Annotated in this window: 12 protein-coding genes and 1 other RNA gene; 10 read left to right on the top strand and 3 right to left on the bottom strand. The window is 66.5% G+C overall.

The window, feature by feature from the left end:
• Positions 1-402 precede the first annotated feature (402 nt).
• Positions 403-1,041 carry a TetR/AcrR family transcriptional regulator gene (locus tag QX108_RS13735; protein ID WP_315785596.1) on the bottom strand — a complete coding sequence of 213 codons (639 nt, stop codon included), beginning with the start codon at positions 1,039-1,041 and terminating at the stop codon, positions 403-405.
• A gap of 190 nt (positions 1,042-1,231) precedes the next feature.
• Between QX108_RS13735 and QX108_RS13730 the strand changes: the two genes are divergently transcribed.
• The 3 genes from QX108_RS13730 to QX108_RS13720 all read left to right on the top strand — a co-directional run bounded on the left by QX108_RS13730 (position 1,232) and on the right by QX108_RS13720 (position 6,534).
• Entirely contained in the window at positions 1,232-2,551 is a 1,320-nt protein-coding gene (locus QX108_RS13730) for an HlyD family secretion protein (RefSeq protein ID WP_315785594.1), read from the top strand.
• 255 nt (positions 2,552-2,806) lie between these two features.
• A complete protein-coding gene (locus QX108_RS13725) occupies positions 2,807-4,396 on the top strand; it encodes a DHA2 family efflux MFS transporter permease subunit (protein WP_315785591.1) in 1,590 nt (529 codons plus the stop codon).
• A 320-nt stretch (positions 4,397-4,716) separates the two neighbouring features.
• The gene (locus QX108_RS13720; protein WP_315785588.1) at positions 4,717-6,534 is read left to right on the top strand and encodes an ABC transporter ATP-binding protein; all 1,818 of its coding nucleotides are present in this window, start codon (positions 4,717-4,719) and stop codon (positions 6,532-6,534) included.
• 44 nt (positions 6,535-6,578) lie between these two features.
• On the opposite strand, the gene rnpB is transcribed toward QX108_RS13720, so the two are convergent.
• An RNA gene (gene rnpB, locus QX108_RS13715) (RNase P RNA component class A) lies at positions 6,579-7,004 on the bottom strand.
• Between the two features lie 139 nt (positions 7,005-7,143).
• On the opposite strand from rnpB, the gene QX108_RS13710 reads away from it, so the two are divergent.
• Both QX108_RS13710 and QX108_RS13705 read left to right on the top strand, forming a co-directional pair.
• Positions 7,144-7,497 carry a YciI family protein gene (locus QX108_RS13710; RefSeq protein WP_172111052.1) on the top strand — a complete coding sequence of 118 codons (354 nt, stop codon included), beginning with the start codon at positions 7,144-7,146 and terminating at the stop codon, positions 7,495-7,497.
• Positions 7,498-7,520: 23 nt separating this feature from the next.
• Positions 7,521-8,765: an RNA polymerase sigma factor gene (locus QX108_RS13705; protein ID WP_315785585.1), complete on the top strand. Its 1,245-nt coding sequence runs from the start codon at positions 7,521-7,523 to the stop codon at positions 8,763-8,765.
• Positions 8,766-8,769: 4 nt separating this feature from the next.
• Here QX108_RS13705 and QX108_RS13700 read toward each other — a convergent pair whose 3' ends face one another.
• Entirely contained in the window at positions 8,770-9,621 is an 852-nt protein-coding gene (locus QX108_RS13700; protein ID WP_172179602.1) for an N-acetylmuramoyl-L-alanine amidase, read from the bottom strand.
• A 570-nt stretch (positions 9,622-10,191) separates the two neighbouring features.
• On the opposite strand from QX108_RS13700, the gene rsmH reads away from it, so the two are divergent.
• The 5 genes from rsmH (at position 10,192) to murF (ending at position 16,230) form a co-directional block, all read left to right on the top strand.
• Complete coding sequence (gene rsmH, locus QX108_RS13695) at positions 10,192-11,187, top strand: 16S rRNA (cytosine(1402)-N(4))-methyltransferase RsmH (RefSeq protein WP_315725719.1); 996 nt, start codon at positions 10,192-10,194, stop codon at positions 11,185-11,187.
• Positions 11,188-11,190: 3 nt separating this feature from the next.
• On the top strand, positions 11,191-11,583 hold the full coding sequence (locus tag QX108_RS13690) for a hypothetical protein (RefSeq protein WP_172111048.1): 393 nt from the start codon (positions 11,191-11,193) through the stop codon (positions 11,581-11,583).
• The gene (locus tag QX108_RS13685; RefSeq protein WP_315785580.1) at positions 11,580-13,328 is read left to right on the top strand and encodes a penicillin-binding protein 2; all 1,749 of its coding nucleotides are present in this window, start codon (positions 11,580-11,582) and stop codon (positions 13,326-13,328) included. Before QX108_RS13690 ends, QX108_RS13685 begins: the two co-directional genes overlap by 4 nt.
• Before the next feature lie 68 nt (positions 13,329-13,396).
• Positions 13,397-14,857, top strand: coding sequence for a UDP-N-acetylmuramoyl-L-alanyl-D-glutamate--2,6-diaminopimelate ligase (locus QX108_RS13680; RefSeq protein ID WP_315785577.1), 1,461 nt, complete (start codon positions 13,397-13,399; stop codon positions 14,855-14,857).
• On the top strand, positions 14,854-16,230 hold the full coding sequence (murF, locus tag QX108_RS13675) for a UDP-N-acetylmuramoyl-tripeptide--D-alanyl-D-alanine ligase (protein ID WP_315785574.1): 1,377 nt from the start codon (positions 14,854-14,856) through the stop codon (positions 16,228-16,230). Before QX108_RS13680 ends, murF begins: the two co-directional genes overlap by 4 nt.
• Positions 16,231-16,389 lie beyond the last annotated feature (159 nt).

Genomic DNA, 16,389 nt, shown 5'->3' with positions numbered 1-16,389 from the left:
TGTCGGGAGCGCAGCGCGCTTATCGCGAGCGGACGAACGTTTCCGGCAGGACGATGAAGTCGTATGGTCCTGGCGCCCCGACGCTGGCGCTAAGTCGTTCGGTGATGATCCGGACGACGACGGTGGCTACAAGCCCGGACACCGGGGAGAGTACGTATAAGTCGTAAGCCCATCGCGCAGGGAAGGCCGGGTGTTCTCGGCCAGACCTGTGGTACCTGCCGCCTGCATTTTTTTGAGCAGGCGGGCCACGGGCGCGGCCAGCGCCCGGCCTTCCCTGCACCCTCTGATCAAGACGAGGGTGATCCGATTGCAGAGCTCGGGCGTCATCCGCCGCGAGAAGGTGAGCGCATGTCCGATCGTGACGAGATCGTTGCCGCGCCGGCGGGCGTGCGTATCAGTCCGTCAGTTCTTCACGCCGTAGTGGGCCAGGAACATGCCCACGGCGCTGCCGATGACCTTGTGAACGCGGTCGGGCGAGGGGGCCGGCTCGGCCTGGAAGATGAAGGGCAGGAAGAGCGTGGCCTGGCACATCTGCTGAAACTGCGAGGCCGCCAGATGACAGTCGTCGATGGCGAGTTCGCCAGCTTCGACGCGGGCCTGCAGATAGGCCGCCAGCCGGCTGATCGTGCCATTGAGCACGCATTCGTAGTAGCGGCGGCCGACGTCCGGCATGCGTTCGGCGATCGCCATCACGGTGCGGATCGCCGATCCGCCGCCCGGCCGGCACACCACCGCGATCCAGGCCTTGCCGAACTCGCCGAGAACCGTCGCAGCATCGCGATCCGGATCGAAGCTGAAATTCGAGGCGCCGCGATGCACGCTCTCCTCTTCGACGATGGCCTCGAACAGGCGGAATTTGTCGGCGAAGTAGACGTAGAGCGTCCCCTTCGAGACGCCGGCGGCACGCGCGATCTCGCCCATGCTGGCGCCATCGAAACCCATGTCCATGAAGACCTTGCGAGCACCTTCGAGGATCTGACGCCGTTTCGAGGAATCCTCGTCCTGCGTCACCTGGGTAGTGTTGTCGGCAGCATCAATCATTGGTTTAGGCTGTTCCCGAAGATTTGGCCGGCGCCAACGTCACACAAGCATCTGCGCGGATATGTTGCGGTAGCGAAGATATAAATTGACCGAACGGTTCGGTCAATGATAGAAGTGAATTGACCGAACGGTTCGGTCGGATTTTTTTGCGGGGCCGGGGCGGCTCCGTTGTCATGGGTGGGAGTGGCTGATGGCTGCTGCGAGAGAACAGGCTGTGCGGGCACGCCGTCCGGAATCGGAGGATGCGCCGGGCCAGGGGACACGCGAGGCGATCCGCACGCATGACGCTGCTCCGCGCAAGCCGGCCGATGCAAAGGCCGTCGAGCCGAAGGCCGACGTGACCACCGAAGCTCCGCTCGAGCTGCCGGCGGCGGCCCCGGCCGGAGAGAAGCCGCAGGCCGCGCCGGCTGCCCCGCCCAAATCCGGCAAGCGCAAGCGTGTGCTCGCCGGCATCGGCCTGCTGCTGGCGCTCGCCGTCGCTGGCTACGCCACGCATTATTTCTTGGTCGGCCGCTTCATGGTCTCGACCGACGACTCCTATGTCCGCGCCAACAACACCATGCTCGGCGCGCGCGTCTCCGGCCACATCCAGGAGATCGTGCCGCGCGACAATTCGGCGGTGCGCAAGGGCGACGTGATCTTCCGCATCGACGACGGCGACTACAAGATCGCGGTCGACGCCGCGCGCGCGAAGATCGCGACGCAGGAAGCGACCATCGCCCGCATCGGCCGTCAGGTCGCCGCGCAGCAGAGCGCGGTCGAGCAGGCGCAGGCCAACCTGACCTCGTCCGAGGCCGCGATGAAGCGCGCCGGGCTCGACTATGAGCGCCAGCAGGCGCTGAGCACCAAGGGCTTTGCCTCGCACGCCACCTTCGAGCAGTCGGAAGCCGCCCGCGACCAGGGCATGGCCGCCGTGCGCGCCGCCCGCGCCGCGTTCGATGCCGCGCGCGACAATGTAGAGGTCACCAAGGCGCAGCAGACGGAGGCAGTGGCGCAGCTCGCCGAGCTCAAGACCTCGCTCGCCAAGGCCGAGCGCGATCTGGAATTCGCCACCGTGCGCGCGCCGGTCGACGGCACGTTCTCCAACCGTCTCGTCAACACCGGCGACTTCGTCGCGGTCGGCCAGCGGCTCGGCAACGTCGTGCCGCTCGATGACGTCTTCATCGATGCGAACTTCAAGGAAACCCAGCTCAAGCGCATCCGTCCGGGCCAGCCCGTGACGATCAAGGTCGATGCCTATGGCGCGCGCGGCTTCAAGGGCGTGGTCGACAGCATCTCGCCGGCATCAGGCTCGGTGTTCACGCTGCTGCCGCCCGACAACGCCACCGGCAATTTCACCAAGATCGTGCAGCGCCTGCCGGTCCGCATCCGCGTGCCGAAGGAAGTGGCGCGGCAGAACCTGCTGCGCGCCGGCATGTCGGTCTACGTGACGGTCGACACCACCGACGGCGCCAAGGATGCCGACAACGACGCCGACCTCGACGCACCGGCGACGGTGCAGGGGAAGTAGTTAGCTGATTGGACGTCAAGGCTGCAGATATATCGATTCTGCAGTCGACGTTGAACGAAGATGCGTCGACATCGACAGTGAGCTCCCTCCCCCCTTGTGGGGAGGGTTGGGGAGGGGGGTACTCCGGGCGAGACCGCCGTTGGGGACCCCCACCCCTGACCCCTCCCCGCCTAGCGAAGCTTCGCTTCGCGCGGGGGGAGGGGAGCGCACCATTTTTCGCGGCGCGGTCCTTGACCCAAGCGGACTAATTAGACCATGGCCACCGCCACCACAGCCAATCCCACCATGAGCGCGCCCGCGGCGCCGTCGGATCGCATTGCGCCGCGGCGGCTGTTTGCGTTCCTGATCATGGTGTTCGGCATGTTCATGGCGATCCTGGACATCCAGATCGTCTCGGCCTCGCTGAGCGAGATCCAGGCCGGGCTGTCGGCCAGCTCCAGCGAAGTCTCGTGGGTGCAGACCGCCTATCTGATCGCCGAGGTCATCGCGATCCCCTTGTCCGGATTCCTGTCGCGCGCGCTCGGCACGCGGCTGCTGTTCGCGATCTCGGCGGCCGGCTTCACGATCTCGAGCTTCCTGTGCGGCTTCGCCTCCTCGATCGAGCAGATGATCGTGTGGCGCGCGCTGCAGGGCTTCCTCGGCGCCGGCATGATCCCGACCGTGTTCGCCTCGGCCTACACGGTGTTTCCGCGCAGCAAGTTCCACATCGTCGGTCCGATCATCGGCCTGGTCGCGACGCTGGCCCCGACCGTGGGCCCGACGGTCGGCGGCTACATCACCGATGCGATGTCGTGGCACTGGCTGTTCTTCGTCAACATCGTGCCGGGCGTCATCATCACGGCAGGCGTGCTGGCGCTGGTCGATTTCGACCAGCCGAACTTCGCGCTGCTCGACCGCTTCGACTGGTGGGGCCTGTTGTTCATGGCCGGCTTCCTCGGCTCGCTCGAATACGTGCTGGAGGAGGGGCCGCTGCATGAGTGGCTGCAGGACACGTCGGTCGCGGTCTGCGCCGCGGTCTGCGCGGTCTCGGCGGTCTGCTTCTTCTGGCGCGTGCTCACGGCCGAGGAGCCGATCGTCGATCTCAGCGCCTTCGGGGATCGCAACTTCGCGGTCGGCTGCCTGCTGCAGTTCTGCATCGGTATCGGCCTCTACGGCCTGACCTACATCTATCCGCGCTATCTCGCCGAAGTCCGCGGCTACAGCGCGCTGATGATCGGCGAGACGATGTTCGTCTCCGGCGTCACCATGTTCCTGATGGCGCCGGTGGTCGGCCGCCTGATGGTGAAGATCGACATGCGCCTGATCATCGCCTTCGGCCTCGTCATCTTCGCGATCGGTTCCTACCAGATGACCGGCATCACCCGCGACTATGACTTCTGGGAGCTGTTCGTGCCGCAGGTGCTGCGCGGCGTCGGCATGATGTGCGCGATGGTCCCGACCAACAACATCGCGCTCGGCACCTTGGCGCCGGAGCGCGTCAAGAACGCGTCCGGCCTGTTCAACCTGATGCGCAATCTCGGCGGCGCCGTCGGCCTCGCCGTGATCAACCAGGTGCTGAACGACCGCACCGATCTGCACATCTCCCGCCTGCACGAGCGCGTGAACTGGGGCAACGCGACCGCGGTCGAGACGCTCAACATGCTGCAGCAGAAGCTGCAGGGCATGGGCGACTCGGCGCTGATGGCGATGAAGCAGCTGACGCAGATCGTGCATCGCCAGGCCGTGGTGATGGGCTATGGCGACGCGTTCTTCATGCTGACCTGCTTCTACATCGCGCTCAGCTTCATGGTGATGCTGCTCAACAAGCCGAGCTCGCCGATGGCCGGCGGCGGCGACGCACATTGACGTGAGCGGCCCGCGCGAGGAGCGCGGGTTGCCAAATCATAACAGCGATGGTATGGAACACGAATTGCCGCTCGAACCGGGGAGATCTGCATGACCACATCGCATCTGCAGACCGCATGCACCCGGTCGATGCTCGCGCTTTCGACCCTCGTGCTCTCGACGCCCGCGCGGTCGATGCCGGTCCTGGTGTTCCGCCGCTCGCATTGAGCGCCGCCACTTCACTTCCCAACGCCTGATAGTTCATTCGCAGACCGCGCGCAGTGTCGCGTCTGCCTCATTTGGAGCCGGCCCGTCGCCCGCGAGCGCGGCCGGATGATGCCATGACCATCAACGTCTCCGGCCTGAAGGCCGACAAGCGTCCCGCCGCCATCCGCGTCGTGATCCCGTTCGTCACCCGCCACTGGCTGAAGCAGCCGCGCATGACGCTCGGCATCGCTGTGTGCCTGCTCGGCGCCACCGCCGCCGACCTGTTCATGCCGCTGTTCTCCGGCAAACTCGTCGATGCCCTGACGCTCGGTCCATCAAATGCCGATGCCCGTCATAGCGCGCTGGTGGCGTTCGCCGCCATCGTCGCGCTCGGCTTCGCCTCGATCGTGCTGCGGCTGTCGGGGCTGCAACTGATCGTGCCGTTCACGCTCCGCATCATGTCCGACGTGGCGCGCGAGGCTTTCGTGCGCGTGCAGCGCTTCTCCACCGACTGGCACGCCAACAGCTTTGCCGGCTCGACGGTGCGCAAGATCACCCGGGGCATGTGGGCGCTCGACCTCTACAACGACACCATCCTGCTGGCGCTATTGCCGTCGCTGTCGGTGCTGCTCGGCTCGATGGTGCTGCTCGGCCTGCATTGGGGCGCGCTGGGCGGCGTCATCGCGGTGGGCGCCGTGCTGTACGTCGCGATGACGGTCGTGTTCTCGACCCGCTACATCGCGCCGGCCGCGCGGATCTCCAATGCCTGGGACACCAAGGTCGGCGGAACGCTCGCGGATGCGCTGAGCTGCAACGCGGTGGTGAAGTCGTTCGGGGCGGAGGCCCGCGAGGACGGTCGGCTGATGCGCGTCGTCAACCGCTGGTCCCGGCGCGTCAACCGCACCTGGCTGCGCTACAACACGACCGCCGCCGTGCAGCTCTGCGTGCTGCTGTGCCTGCGCTCGTCGGTGATCGGCGGCGCCGTGCTGCTGTGGATGGCCGGCAGGGCTTCGCCGGGCGATGTGACCTATGTGCTGACCAGCTACTACGTCATCCATGCGTATCTGCGCGACGTCGGCATGCACATCAACAACCTGCAGCGCGCGGTCAACGACATGGACGAACTGGTGGCGATCCACAGCGAGCCGATCGGCATCGTCGATGCCGCGGGAGCCAAGGCGATGACGGTGACCGGCGGACACATCGTGTTCGATGCCGTGACGTTCCACTATGGCGGCCATCGCGTTCCGCTCTACGACCGGCTGTCGGTCGACATCCGGCCGGGCGAGCGCATTGGCCTCGTCGGGCGCTCGGGTTCCGGCAAGACGACCTTCGTCAAGCTGGTGCAGCGGCTGTACGACGTGAGCGGCGGGAGGATCCTGATCGACGGGCAGGACATCGCCCATGCGAAGCAGGATTCGCTGCGCAGCCAGATCGCGATCGTGCAGCAGGAGCCGATCCTGTTCCACCGCTCGCTCGCCGAGAACATCGCCTATGGCCGCCCCGGGGCCAGCCAGGCCGAGATCGAGCAGGCGGCGCGGCTCGCCAACGCGCATGAGTTCATCATGCGCCTCCCCAAGGGCTACGGCACGCTCGTCGGCGAGCGCGGCGTCAAGCTGTCGGGCGGCGAGCGGCAGCGGGTGGCGCTGGCGCGGGCGTTCCTGGCGGATGCGCGCGTGCTGATCCTGGACGAGGCGACCTCGAGCCTCGATTCGGAGTCGGAGGCGCTGATCCAGGAGGCAATGGAGCGCTTGATGAAGGGCCGGACGGCGATCGTGATCGCGCATCGGCTGGCGACCGTGCGCAGCCTCGACCGCATCCTGGTGTTCGACCGCGGCCGCATCGTCGAGCAGGGCAATCACGCCGCGCTGGTCGGCCGGCCCGGTGGGCTGTACCGCAGCCTGTTCGAGCGCCAGGCCACCGAGTTCGGCCAGCTCTCGGCTGCGGGCTAAAATGGTGAGGGGCCCGGCGCCATCTGCGCCGAGCCCCTCATGAACATATCAGCCGGCCTGTAAGCCGGGTTCTGTAGGGCACCGCCACACTGGCGCATGACGATACGTGACGGCCATTCCTCTGGGATCGCGCTTGCGCGAGACCTCGGGCAACCTACCCGGACGGCGAGCCTGACATCGCTCCCGCGGACGTCATCGTCGAAACGATTGTCTCCGCGTGGCCGTCCCTATTCGGTTTTGCTCCCGGTGGGGTTTACCATGCCGGTTCCGTTGCCGGCCCCGCGGTGCGCTCTTACCGCACCTTTTCACCCTTACTGCCTCCCTTGCGGGAGGAAGCGGTTCGTTCTCTGTGGCACTGTCCCTGGGGTCGCCCCCGCCGGACGTTATCCGGCACCGCATGTCGATGGAGCCCGGACTTTCCTCCCCGGCCGCCTTTCGGCACCTGCCGGAGCGGCCGTCCGGCCGACTGATGCGCTGTGAATGGGGCTTTGCAGCCGGCACGTCAAGCCGTCGCCGCGCGGTCAAAAAATATTATCCTGAGCGTGTCGTTCCGCGTCGACGCCGTTCGACTGGATGTCGGCGATCCAGCCGAAGAGAGGAGCAAGTCCGATGCAGTACCTGTTGATGATCTACCTGAACGAGGTCGAATACGCGAAGATGGAGAAGGAAGCCGAAGGCAAGATGCTCGCGGAGTATCAGGCCTTCACCCAATCGATCATCTCGACCGGCAATTACAAGGGCGGTGACCGGCTGCAGCCGACCTCGACCTCCACGACCGTCCGGGTGCGCGACGGCAAGATCCTCACCACCGACGGACCCTTTGCCGAGACGCGCGAGCAACTCGGCGGCTACTACATGATCGAGGCCAAGAACATCGACGAGGCGATCGGCATTGCCGCGCGCATTCCCGGCGCGCGCCTCGGCTCGATCGAGGTCAGGCCGGTCTGGCAGTACAATCATTGACGCCGGCGCGACGGCCAGACGGGATGACGCCAGATCCAATCGAGAATGTGTTCCGCGACGAAGTGGGCCGCGCCCTCGCGACCCTGATCCGACTCGTCGGCGATTTCGATCTGGCCGAGGACGCGTTGCAGGATGCGTTCGCCGCTGCGCTGATCACCTGGCGGGGGTCAGAGGCCCCCGCCAATCCGCGGGCCTGGCTGGTGAACGTCGCGCGCAACAAGGCCATCGATCGCATCCGGCGGCAGCGCAGCTTCCGCGACAAGGAACAGGAGATCATCCATGCGATCGAGCGCGACGCTCTCCAAGACGAGGACACGGCGCGGTCCGATCTCGATGACGACATGCTGCGGCTGATCTTCACCTGTTGCCATCCGGCCTTCGCGCCGGAGGTGCAGGTTGCGCTGACGCTGCGCACGGTATGCGGCCTCACCACGGCGGAAGTCGCCCGCGCGTTCCTCACCAGCGAGGACGCAATGGCGCAGCGCCTGGTGCGCGCCAAGCAGAAGATCCGCCTCGCCGGCATCCCTTATGAGGTGCCCGGTCGCGACGCCCTCGATGAGCGCATGCGCGGCGTGTTGACGGTCATCTATCTCGTATTCACCGAAGGCTATCTCGCGACCTCCGGCTCCGCGTTGATCCGACACGATCTGGCGCGCGAGGCCATCCGGCTCGGCCGTCTCGTGCGGGACCTGATGCCGGAGGCCGCCGACATCTCGGGTCTGCTCGCTTTGATGCTGCTGCACGACGCGCGGCGCGCGGGGCGCACCGATGCCTCGGGCGACATCGTCCTGCTCGAGGACCAGGATCGCTCCACGTGGAATCGCGCGCAGATCGGCGAAGGTTTGGCCCTGGTCGAACGCGCGCTGGCCGTGAAAGGACGACCGCAGCCCTATACGGTGCAAGCGGCGATCGCCGCGCTCCATGCGCAGGCGTCGAGCTACGAGCACACGGACTGGCGGCAGATCGTCGGTCTCTACGAGGTGCTTTTGCGAATCGCGCCATCGCCGGTGATCGAGCTCAATCATGCAGCGGCAGTCTCGATGGTCGACGGCCCGGCGCGCGCGCTTGCGCTGGTCGACTCGCTGGCGGCGCGCGGCGGCCTGAAACAGTATGATCTGCTGCCGGCCGTGCGCGCCGATCTGTTGCGGCGGCTCGGACAGCGCGACGAGGCGCGCGCGGCCTATCATGAGGCGAGCTATGCGACGCAGCTCGTACCGCTGAAGCGTCTCTACGCGCGCCGGCTCGCCGAGCTCGACGCTGAGACCTGATCGCTCACGCTCGCGGCGGCGGCTCGTCCGCCGGCAGACTCGTCAGCAGGGCATGCAGCGTCCACAGCGTGGAGCGGTCGGCGATGCCGTCGACCTTCTCGGGACGGAAGTGCCGTTGGAACGCGGTCACGACCTCCATCGTGAGACCGTCGAACTTGCCGGTAATCGGCACGCCGTAGCCGTACTTGGCGAGCGCCTTCTGCAAGCCCTTGACGTCATCGCCGATGCTGCCGAGCTTCAGCGTCTCGCCCTTGGTGATCGCCGCCGGCTGCACCCAATGGCCGACTCCGGAATTGGCGAGGGAGTGCCAGGGGAACTTCTCGCCCGGATCCTTCTTGCGGGAGGGGGCGACGTCGGAATGGCCGAGCACGCGATGCGCCGGCACGTTGCGGCGGAGCATGATGCCGCGGCACAATGCGATCACGGCGGCGATCTGCCGTGGCGGAAAGTCCGGGTAGCCCCAGTCATGGCCGCGATTGACGATCTCGATGCCGATCGAGCAGGAGTTGATGTCCTCCTCGCCGCCCCAGGACGACAGCCCCGCGTGCCAGGCACGCAGCGCCTCGGGCACGCATTGGACGATGCGGCCGTCCTCGAGCACGATGTAGTGCGCCGACACCTCGGTGCCGGCGGTGCACAGTTTGGTGATCGCGCCCTCGACGTCCGGCATGCCGGTGTAGTGGAGGATGACCATGTCCGGCTGGCGGCCGCCCTTGCGCTCGCCGAAGTTCGCCGACGGGATCACGTCGGATGCGATCGACGAATCCGGCGTGAACATCGGCAGGTCTGAAACGCCCTTGGGGATCGGCAGCGCACGGGGACGCTTCGATTCCGGCTTGTCGGTGGAATTTGGCATGAACGACTCGAAGCGGGCGGCAAGGGCAATGGCTCAAATCGAATATGGGCAGGCACTACTCTTTTACATGTCCCAGCCGCAATCGAAATCGCATGCCGGCCCGTCATATTGATCCGACCGTTGCGCAAACGCGCCGAGAATCATCGAGGGTCCGTCGAGCGAGCTCGGCTCGCAGGGCAATCGCTTCTTCCGCGCTCGCGCTGCCGGCCCGGTCCAAGTGCCTCATATCCGCCACAGACCGTCAACGGTTTGTTAACGCTAAACGCCGTTACTAAGTGGTGAAGAGCCGAGCCGGCTTTCGAGACGGCAAGCCGCCATATGCAAGGTCCTGCACGGGATATTACTGTACCGAGTGCTGCCGGGGGCATCCGGCAGCGCTTGGTCGCTGATCAACGGGGGAATGCCCCGGCACGGAGTTCGCGTGCTGGGGGCCGGGCATTTGTGGGGCTGACCGTCGGCCGTTCTGGGCGATGGTTGGGCGAATTGACGGGGCGCGAGGATCGAAGGCGCGATGGGCTCGCAGCCAAGCATAGTCAGTCCGGATCGGCGGATTTCCTGTGGGGAAGCCGCGTGAGCACGGCTGACCAGCGCCACGTCCCGGTGCTCGGCCCTGAAGCGGTCGAGATGCTTTCACCGCGCGCCGGCGGAACTTATGTCGATGCGACCTTCGGCGCAGGCGGCTACACGCGTTTGATCCTGGCCACGCCGGGAACACGGGTGATCGGGATCGACCGCGACAGCACCGCGATTGCCGGCGGTGCCGATCTCCTCACCGAGGCAGGCGGCCGTCTCACGCTGGTGGAGAACCGTTTCTCTGCACTGGCCGACATCTGCTCTGCGCAAGGTCTCGGCCATGTCGATGGCATCGTGATGGATGTCGGCGTGTCATCGATGCAGCTCGATTCCGCCGCGCGCGGCTTTTCGTTTCGGTTCGATGGCCCGCTCGACATGCGCATGGGAGGGCAGGGGCCGACCGCCGCCGATATCGTGGCGCAGGCCTCCGAGCGCGATCTGGCCGACGTCATCTACATCTTCGGCGAAGAACGCCACTCCCGTGCGGTGGCCCGCGCCATCGTCGCCGCGCGGAAAGAGCAGCCGATCACCACGACGCGGCAACTCGCCGATCTCGTCGCGCGGGTCGTCAGGTCGAAGCCGGGCGACATCCATCCGGCGACCCGGACGTTCCAGGCGTTGCGTATCCTCGTCAATGAGGAGCTCGACGAACTCGAACAGGCGCTCTCGGCCGCAGAGCGCATCCTTGCGCCGGGCGGCCGTCTCGCGGTCGTCTCGTTCCATTCGCTCGAGGACCGCATCGTCAAGACCTTCCTCGCCGAGCGCAGCAAGACCGGCGGCGGCTCGCGCCATCTGCCGGAGATCGCGCAGGAGGCGCCGAGCTTCCAGTTGCTCAACCGCAAACCGGTCGTGGCGGACGAGGCCGAGACCGAGGCCAATCCGCGCGCGCGCTCCGCCAAGCTGCGTGGCGCCGAGCGCACGGCTGCGCCGACACATGTCGCAGCGAAGTCCTCTCCATGGCCGCGTCTGGCCGCTGTCCTGCGGGGAGGCTGACCGATGCGCCTCCTCCATCTGGTCGTGATCTGCTCGCTGATCTTCGCGGCCGCTTATGTCTACCGCATCAAGATGGAATCGACCGCGCGCGTCGAACGCGTGCTGCAACTCCGCGCCGAGATTCGCGAGCAGCGCGAGGCCATCGCTCTCCTGCGTTCGGAATGGGCCAAACTCGATGCGCCGCTCCGGTTGCAGGGCCTGGTCGAGCGGCATCTGCCGCTGAAGCCGCTCAACGCCACGCAGTACGACAGCCTCAAGAATCTCCCGGAGCGGCCGCCGCGGTTTACGCGCCCGGACAATCCGGATCCGATCGGATCTATGATCGATGCCATCGACGCGATCAATGAAGAGCCCCCCGTGACCGGATCGGTGCGTCGCCCGGAGGATCAGCAATGACCGATCAGCTTCGGCCCCAGCTCAAGTCACAGGAACCCTGGCGCCAGCGCTTGGTACGCACGCTGCTGTACGGGCGCGACGTCGATCGCACCGCCAAGGCGCGTGCCCGCATCGGGCTTGCGATCATCGCCTTCGCCGCGGTTTACGCGATCATCGGCGGCCGGCTCGTGATGTTTGCGGTCGGCTCCGACGGGCCGAGCGCGCGTCGTGCCGCGCAGCAGGACGCCATCGCGACGGCGCGGCCCGACATCGTCGACCGCAACGGGGCCGTGCTTGCCACCGACGTCAAGACGCCGAGCCTGTTCGCCGAGCCGCGCCGCCTGATCGACAAGGACGAGGCCATCGAGCTGCTCACCGCGACCTTGCCGGATCTCGATACGAGCGAGGTGCGCGACCGCCTGATGTCACGCAAGGGTTTCGTCTGGCTCAAGCGCGAGATGACGCCGAAGCAGCAGCAGGACATCCATCGCCTCGGTCTGCCGGGGATTGGGTTCCTGCGCGAGAACAAGCGCGTCTATCCGACCGGCAACGAGGTGGCCCACCTGATCGGCCTGGTGAACATCGACAACCAGGGCATCGCCGGCATGGAGAAGTGGCTCGACAATCAGGGCCTCGCCGACCTGCATCGCGCCGGCTTCGCCACCGACCGTCTGCAGCGGCCGATCGAGCTATCGGTCGACCTGCGCGTCGAGCATGCGCTGCGCGACGAACTGCTCAAGGCCAAGGAGAAGTTCAAGACCAAGGCAGCCTCCGGTCTCGTCGTCAACGTCAGGACCGGCGAGATTATCGCGATGGTGTCGCTGCCGGATTTTGATCCGAACAATCCAAAGGAGGCGCACGATCCCGACCGGATCAATCGTCTGACCACCGGCGTCTACGAGATGGGCTCGACCTTCAAGGCGTTCACCCTGGCGATGGCGCTCGACACCGGAAAGTATGATCTCAACTCGCTGTGGGATGCGCGCGGGCCGCTACATTATGGCAAGTTCACGATCCATGACGACGAGCCGAAAGGACGCTTCCTCAACATGAAGGAGGTGTTCTACTTCTCCTCCAACGTCGGCGCTGCCAGGATCGCGCTGACGCAGGGCGTCGAGGGCCACAAGGCGTTCCTGCGCAAGATGGGCCAGTTCGACCGGTTGCGCACCGAGCTGCCTGAGAGCGCCTCGCCGATCCTGCCCAAGCGCTGGGCCGAGCTGAATACGGTCACGATCGCGTTCGGTCATGGCATGGCGGTGGCGCCATTGCAGGGCGTGATGGGCGTCAGCGCGCTGGTCAATGGCGGCTATCTGATCCCGCCGACCTTCATGAAGCGCACCGAGGCCGAGGCGATGGCGATCGCCAAGCGTGTGATCAAGCCGGAGACCTCGGAGAAAATGCGCTATCTGATGCGTCTGAACGCCGAGGTCGGCACCGCGCGCAAGGCCGACGTGAAGGGCTATTACATCGGCGGCAAGACCGGCACCGCCGAGAAGGTGATCAACGGCCGCTACGCCAAGAAGAAGGTGCTGACCCTCTTCACCGCCGTGATCCCGGCCGACAAGCCGAAATACCAGCTGCTGATCATGCTCGACGAGCCGCAGCCGCTGAAGGAAACCTACGGCTTCATCACCTCGGGCTGGAATGCGGTGCCGACCGCCGGCAATGTGATCTCCCGGATCGGGCCGCTGCTCGGCATCGAGCCCCGTTTCGACCTGCCGCCGTCCGACCGCCAAATTCTTGCGGCATCGCGGCTGACACAGTAAGCCGTCCGCGAATCGTCGGCTTTGCAGGTTCCGCCGCCCGGGCGGGCCAGAATCGGTACGGGACCAGGATGAAACTTCACGACCTCTTCGGGGATCAGGCGGAGCTCGCCCCGCAGATCGCCGCCGTCGAAGTCTCCGGCCTTGCCGTGGACAGCCGCGCCGTCCGGCCCGGCGATCTGTTCTTCGCACTCTCGGGAACCAAGGCCGACGGCGCCAGCTTCATCACCGCTGCGATCGCAGCCGGTGCGGTCGCGGTAGCGGGCGCCGCAGCGCCAGGATCAGTGCTGTCCGTTCCCTTCATCACGCTGGCGAACCCGCGGCGGGCACTGGCGCTCGCCGCCTCGCGCTTCTTCCCGCGCCAGCCTTCCACCATCGCCGCCGTCACCGGTACGAGCGGAAAGACCTCGGTGGCCGCCTTCACGCGGCAGATCTGGCAGATGCTGGGCCACAGCTCGGCCAGCATCGGCACCGTCGGCCTCGTGTCGGACAAGCGCACCGTCTACGGCTCGCTGACCACGCCCGATCCGATCGCGCTACATCGGCAGATCGACGAGATCACCCGGGACGGCGTCACGCATCTGGCGTTCGAGGCCTCCTCGCATGGCCTCGATCAATTCAGGCTCGACGGCGTGAAGGTCTCGGCCGGTGGATTCACCAACCTGTCGCGCGACCACATGGATTATCATCCGGACCTCGCGCACTATCTGAATGCCAAGCTCAGGCTGTTCCGCGATCTCGTTCCGCCCGGCGGTCCCGCCGTGATCTCGGCCGATCATGAGTGCTCTCCGGAGGTCATCGCGGCGGCGCAAGCGCGCGGGCTTCGCCTGATGACGGTCGGAACGAGCGGCGACGGGACCGGGGAGGGCATCCGGCTCGTGGCCGCCGCGGTGGATGGCTTCACGCAACAGCTGGAGCTGCAGCATTGCGGCCGCATGTCTACGGTCCGGCTGCCGCTGGTCGGTGCGTTCCAGGTCGAGAATGCGCTGGTGGCGGCGGGCCTTGCCATCGGCACCGGCAGTGATCCCCAGGCGGTGTTTGAAGCGCTCGAGAGGCTCGAGGGCGCCAAGGGCCGGCTCGAGCTGGTCGGCGAGCACAATGGTGCGCCCATCTTCATCGATTACGCCCACAAGCCGGACGCGCTCGCCAAGGCGCTGCAGGCCGTGCGGCCCTATGCCTCAGGAAAGCTTGTGGTGGTGTTCGGCGCCGGCGGTGACCGCGACACCGGCAAGCGGCCGCTGATGGGGGCGATTGCCGCTGAAGAAGCTGACAGCGTCATCGTCACGGACGACAATCCGCGCAGCGAGGATCCCTCGGCGATCCGCGCCGCGATCTTGGCCGCGGCCCCAGGCGCCCGAGAGATCGGCGATCGCGCCGAGGCGATCCGGATCGCGATCGGCGAGCTGAAGCCGGGCGATGCGCTGGTGATCGCCGGCAAGGGCCACGAGACCGGACAAATCATCGGCAGCACGGTGCTGCACTTCAGCGATCATGAAGCGGTCGCGGACGCATTGGCAGCGAGGGCATCATGACGAAGGCGCTGTGGACGGTGGCCGAGGCGGCACGCGCGCTCGGCCTCACCGGCGATTATCCGGAGACGCCGATCGACTTCGTCACGCAGGACAGCCGCGCCGTGAAGCCCGGCAGCCTGTTCGTTGCGCTGAGCGGGACCCCGAGCGGCGGCTTCATCTCGAGCTTCGCCTCGAGCCGTGACGGTTGGGAGTTTGCCGCGAATGCCGAACTGGCCGGCGCCGTCGCAATGATCGTGCCGCGTCGGATCGAGGGCGTCACGGTGCCGCAGCTCGTGGTGGCGGATACGCTGATCGATGGGTTGTGGGCGCTCGCGCGTGCGGCACGGGCGCGTTTTCATGGGCCGGTGATCGGATTGACCGGGAGCGCGGGCAAGACCTCGACCAAGGAATTCATCGCGGCCTATCCCGGCGCTTCAGCCAGCCCGTCGAGCTTCAACAATTTCTGGGGTGTGCCGCTGACGCTGTGCAATGCCGATCCGGATGCGTCCGTCTGGGTGGTCGAGATGGGCATGAACCAGAAGGGCGAGATCGCGCGGCTGACCGAACTGTCGCAGCCGACGGTGGCGCTGGTGGTCAATGTGCAGCCCGTGCATCTGGAAAAGCTCGGCAGTCTCGAGGCGATCCGGCAGGAGAAGGCCTCGATCGCGCGTGGCTTGCCGGCGGACGGCATCTTGGTGCTTCCCGCCGATCTCGCTGCGCCCGAATGGAGCGGCAAAGTGGTCCGCTTCGGCGGCGACACAGAGGTTCGCGAGCTGTCGCACAGCTCCCGCGGCGAAAGCTGGGACGTCACTGCCGACATCGCCGGCCGCCATGTGGATTTTCTGCTGACACCCGGCGCCCCGCATCGCCTGCACAACGCGCTGGCTGCGCTGGCGTCGGTCGCCGCAGCCGGCCTCGATCCGGCGCAGCTGGCGCCGGCGCTTGGCCACGTCGGCATCATGACCGGCCGCGGCGTCGAGCAGAGCGTCGGCGACATCGTTTTGATCGACGACAGCTTCAATGGCAATCCGGCCAGCATGGCCGCGGCGCTCGACAGCCTGCAGGCGCGGCCGGTCCGGGGGCGGCGGATCGCCATCATCGGCGACATGCTGGAGCTCGGCGAGGAGGCGCCGGCCTATCATCAGGGAATGCTCAGCCATCTCGCGGGGATCGACGGCGTCTACTGCGTCGGCCCGCTGATGCGGCACCTGTTCGACGAGTTGCCACAGCAGAAGCGGCTGGGCTGGCACGAGGACCCGGTGACGCTGGATCCCGGCCACGTCGCGGCGCTGCTTGCACCTGGCGACGTCGTCGTCATCAAGGGCAGCAAGAAGATCTTCTGGGTCAACAAGTTCGTGTCGAAGCTGGCGGCGGCCCTGCGCCCTGCGACGTGAATCCGGCGATATCGCGGCGCTGCAGAATATCTTCCACTGGTGGCCGGGCTGCCGTGCCGGACGGGTCCCTCGTCGCAGGCAACGATTCGCACCCGGCCCCGATCATGGTTAAAAGAGATTGGACTGGATTCGCGATAGAATCCGTGTTCGCGGTCTCGG

Source organism: Bradyrhizobium sp. SZCCHNR1002, assembly GCF_032381435.1.
Classification (GTDB): Bacteria; Pseudomonadota; Alphaproteobacteria; order Rhizobiales; family Xanthobacteraceae; genus Bradyrhizobium; species Bradyrhizobium aeschynomenes.
The sequence above is the reverse complement of the archived record's forward strand: the minus strand, read 5'-3'. Positions and strand labels throughout refer to the sequence as shown.